Below are 4449 nucleotides of genomic sequence, written 5' to 3' on the forward strand. Positions count from 1 at the left end.
CGCCGCGTCGGGTGGCACCCCCTCCGCCGAGCCCCGCCCGGCCCTCGTCCCGCCCGGCCCCTCGTTCCGCCCGGCCGCCCGCCCCTGCGGCCGCCGGACCGTCCGCCCGTCGCGTGCGGGACAATGGACGTCCGGAGGTCGTCCGCCGCACGGCGGCCGGGTGACCTCGGCAGTTCTCCCGCCCGCCGTGGTGCGCGGCCCGAGCGTCGAACGACGTCGCGGACCCCGGCGCCCACGACGGGACGGGGACCGATCGGGACTGGGGACATGGGACGAGTCACGGAACGACGCAAGGTGCTCCGCATCCGGGACGGGGCGGTGTCCAGCCGGCCGGACACGCTCGTCGCCGAGGAACCCCTGGAGATCCGGCTGAACGGGCGGCCGCTGGCGATCACCATGCGCACCCCCGGCGACGACTTCGCGCTCGCGGCCGGATTCCTGGTGAGCGAGGGCGTCCTCGCCGCGGCCTCCGACCTGCGCAACATCGTCTACTGCGCGGGCGCCACCGCGGACGGCGTCAACACCTACAACGTGGTGGACGTGCAGACCGCCCCCGGACTTCCGGTCCCGGAGATCACCCTCGAACGCAACGTGTACACCACCTCGTCCTGCGGGCTGTGCGGCAAGGCGAGCCTGGACGCCGTGCGCACCACGACCCGCTGGCCCATAGCCGACACTCCCCCGCTGCGGATGACGCCCGGCCTGCTGGCGGAGCTGCCCGAGCGGCTGCGCGCCGCCCAGCGCGTCTTCGACCGGACGGGCGGCCTGCACGCGGCGGCCCTGTTCGAGGAGAGCGGTGAGCTGCTGGACGTGCGGGAGGACGTCGGCCGGCACAACGCGGTCGACAAGGTGATCGGCCGCGCCCTCCAGCAGGGCGGACTCCCCCTGTCCCGGGCCGTGCTGCTGGTGTCCGGACGCGCCTCCTTCGAGCTGGCGCAGAAGGCGGTGATGGCGGGCATCCCGATGCTGGCGGCGGTGTCCGCGCCGTCGTCCCTCGCGGTGGACCTGGCCGCGGAGACGGGGCTGACGCTGGTGGGCTTCCTGCGCGGTGGTTCCATGAACGTGTACGCGGGCGAGGACCGGGTCGTCCTGCGGGAAACGGCCGCCCGCGGCTGACGGCGCCCCGCCTCCCCGGGGGCGGCGGAACCGCCGGGGCGCCATGGACCCGGGCACCACGGGCCACTAACGTCGCGAGGCGTGCCCGACGACTCTGCACGAGCACGACGGCGGACGGGGACCGGGATCGGCGTGGTGCTGGCCCTGGTGCTCGGCGCCGTGCTGCTCTCCGGGGACCCGGACGGCGGTCCGCCGGACGACGGCGGCTGCGCGCCGCGGACGGTCGCCTCGTGGGCGGCCGACGACGCCCTGACCGCCGAGTTCGCCCGCTACGGCGACGACGCCGCCCGCACCGACGACTGGACGGGCGGTGACGGCACCCACTCGGTGCGGCTGCCGGACGGCCGGCTGCTGTGGCTGTTCTCCGACACCTTCCTCGGCCGGGTGAACGGCCCGCCCAACCCGGTCGGCGAGTCCTCCGCCTGGCGGGAGCCCACCGCGCCGATGGTCCGCAACTCCGCCGTGCTGATGCGCGACGGCCGCCTGGAACGCACCCTGCCCGCCCCGCTGTTCGCGGATCCAGACCCCGGCCGGTGGCGCTGGCCGGTCGCCGCCCGGGTGGAGCCGCGCTCCCCCGGCTCCGCCGAGAAGGTCGTGCGGGTGCTGCTGTGGGTGCGCCGGACGGGGCCGTCCCCGTGGATCTACGGGGTGCCCGCCGCCACCGAGGTGGCCACGCTCTCCCTGCCCGGCCTGCGCCTGGAGTCGGTCACCACGGTCCACGACCAGCAGCAGGTCGCCGACCCGTCGCGCCGGGTGCTGTTCGGCACCACCCTGACCGAGGAGGACGGCTGGACCTACGTCTTCGGCGGGGACGACGGCCGTGCGGTGTCCCGGCCGGTCTCGCGGGCGTACGTGGCGCGGGTGCCGGAGGGCGGCCTGGGCGATCCGGCGGCCTGGGAGTTCTGGAACGGCTCCGAGTGGCTGACCCGGGCCGAGCCGCGCCCGGTCCTCGGAGACGGACGGCGCGCCGGGGTGGGCAGCGCCTTCTCGGTGGTGCGCGAGGACGGCACGTACGTGCTGTTCACGATGGCGGCGGGCGCCAAGGGGCTCACCACGATCGCGTCGTACTGGGCGTGCTCGCCGGCCGGGCCGTGGCACGGGCCGGCGGAGGAGTTCACCCCCGGGCTGCCGCAGCAGGGCACCGCCGCATACAACCCGCAGACGCATCCCGAGCTGAGCCGGGACGGGCGTCTGGTGCTCAGCTACGACGTCAACTGGATGGAGACGGCCGGTGCCGCGGTGATGCTCAGCCGGAACGTGTCCCTGTACCGGCCCCGGTTCGTGACGGTCCGGCTCGGCCCGGTGACGTGACACCGTCGTCGGCGTCGGCGTCGGGCGCTTCGGCCGGGTCGCGGGAGCGTCGCCCGGCGATCACCGCACAGACCATCAGCTGCAGCTGGTGGAACAGCATCAGCGGCAGCAGCGCCAGAGACGCCTGCGCGCCGAACAGGACGCCGGCCATGGGCAGTCCGGCGGCCAGCGACTTCTTGGACCCGGCGAACTGAACGGCGATCCGGTCCGCGCGGCCGAAGCCCAGCGCCCGGGCGCCGTACCAGGTCGTCAGGAGCATGACGGCGAGCAGCACGGCCTCGACGGCGAGCAGGGCGCCGAGCCGGGCGGGGCTCACCTGCTGCCAGGTGCCCTGCACCGTGCCCGCGCCGAACGCGGTGTACACGACGAGGAGGATCGAACCGCGGTCCACCAGGCCGAGGACCCGGCGGCGGCGGACGACGAACGCGCCGATCCAGCGGCGCAGCAGCTGCCCGGCGAGGAACGGCGCGAGCAGTTGCAGCACGATCCGCAGGACGGAGTCGCCGGAGAAGGCGCCGGTGCCGCCGAGGAGGGCCGCCGCGAGCAGCGGGGTGAGGACGATGCCGGCGAGGGAGGAGAAGGAGCCGGCGCAGATCGCGGCGGGCACGTTGCCGCGGGCCATGGAGGTGAAGGCGATGGAGGACTGGATGGTGGACGGGACCAGGGTGAGGAAGAGCAGCCCCTGGTACAGGGGGTCGGTGAGGACCGTGGGGACGAGTGCGCCGGCGGCCAGGCCGAGCAGGGGGAAGAGGACGAAGGTACAGGCCAGCACGGTGAGATGGAGCCGCCAGTGGCGGAGTCCGTCCAGTGCCTCGCGGGTGGGCAGGCGGGCGCCGTAGAGGAAGAAGAGGGCCGCGATGGCTGCCGTGGAGGCGCCGGAGGCGAGGTCCGCGGCGGTGCCCCGCGCCGGGAGGAGCAGGGCGAGCCCCACGGTGGCGAGCAGGAGCAGGAGGTACGGGTCGAGCTGCATCCGGCTCGGCCGGCGCAGGCGTGTCAACGGTGCTCCCGTGCTCGTGCGGTCGGTGCCCGGTGCGGTCGGGCGGGCTCGGGGAGGGGGGGTTCCGTCCCGCAGGGCCCCTCGTCCCATCGTGCGTCAGCGGCCGGTGATCGGGAACGCCGCACACCGCTCTGACTGTCATCGCGATTCGCGATAACCTGCTCCCGTGTACGAGCCGGGGCACCTCAGGACGTTCCTGTCGGTGGCGCAGACGCTGAGCTTCACGCAGGCCGCGCGCCGGCTGGGGCTGCGTCAGTCGACGGTCAGCCAGCACGTGCGGCGGCTGGAGGAGGCCACCGGCCGGCCGCTGTTCACCCGGGACACCCACGCGGTGGAGCTGACGGAGGACGGCGAGGCGATGCTCGGCTTCGCCCGGCGCATCCTCGACGTGCAGGAGCAGGCGGCGCGGCACTTCGCGGGCACCCGGGTGCGGGGGCGGCTGCGGTTCGGGGCGTCGGAGGACTTCGTGCTGACCAGGCTGCCGGAGATCCTGGAGCGGTTCCGGCACGAGCACCCCGAGGTGGACCTGGAGCTGACGGTCGAGCTGTCGGGCACGCTGCACGCGCAGCTGGCCGCCGGCCGGCTGGACCTGGTGCTGGCCAAGCGCCGGCCGCAGGATCCGAGCGGTGAACTGGTGTGGCGCGACGAGCTGGTGTGGGTCGGGGCGCCGGGGGTGCGGGTGGATCCGGACCGGCCGGTGCCGTTGATCGTGTACCCGCCGCCGGGCATCACGCGGGCGCTCGCCCTGCGGGCGCTGGAGCGGCAGGGCCGGGAGTGGCGGATCGTGTGCCAGAGCGGCAGCCTCAACGGACTGGTCGCCGCCGCCCGGGCCGGGCTGGGTGTGATGGTGCACTCGCGGGGACTGGTCCCGCCGGGGCTGGTGCGGCTGCCGGACCGGGCCGGGCTGCCGGAGCCGGGGCGGGTGGACTTCGTGGTGGTCCGCGGGGACCGGCGGCCGTCCGCGGAGGGTGCGGCGCAGGCGCTGGCGGCGGCGATCCTGGCGGGCGGGGACCGGCTGCACCGGG

4 protein-coding genes are annotated in these 4449 nt (G+C 75.3%); 3 read left to right on the forward strand and 1 reads right to left on the reverse strand.

All coding sequences use genetic code 11. From position 1 onward, the window contains the following. The first annotated feature begins 267 nt into the window (after positions 1-267). Both fdhD and G3I53_RS32840 read left to right on the forward strand, forming a co-directional pair. Positions 268-1116 (forward strand): formate dehydrogenase accessory sulfurtransferase FdhD, encoded by an 849-nt coding sequence (fdhD, locus tag G3I53_RS32835; RefSeq protein WP_164334959.1) that lies wholly within the window; start codon positions 268-270, stop codon positions 1114-1116. Between the two features lie 81 nt (positions 1117-1197). Next, a complete protein-coding gene (locus G3I53_RS32840) occupies positions 1198-2427 on the forward strand; it encodes a DUF4185 domain-containing protein (protein WP_164334957.1) in 1230 nt (409 codons plus the stop codon). Here G3I53_RS32840 and G3I53_RS32845 read toward each other — a convergent pair. Next, entirely contained in the window at positions 2363-3397 is a 1035-nt protein-coding gene (locus tag G3I53_RS32845) for a bile acid:sodium symporter family protein (RefSeq protein ID WP_164334961.1), read from the reverse strand. The genes G3I53_RS32840 and G3I53_RS32845 overlap by 65 nt on opposite strands. 193 nt (positions 3398-3590) lie before the next feature. Here G3I53_RS32845 and G3I53_RS32850 point away from each other — a divergent pair. Then, positions 3591-4449 (forward strand): LysR substrate-binding domain-containing protein (locus G3I53_RS32850; protein WP_164439053.1); only part of this gene is annotated, 859 nt, incomplete at its 3' end.

Origin of the sequence: Streptomyces sp. SID14436 (genome assembly GCF_010548465.1) — a bacterium.
GTDB lineage: Bacteria > Actinomycetota > Actinomycetes > Streptomycetales > Streptomycetaceae > Streptomyces.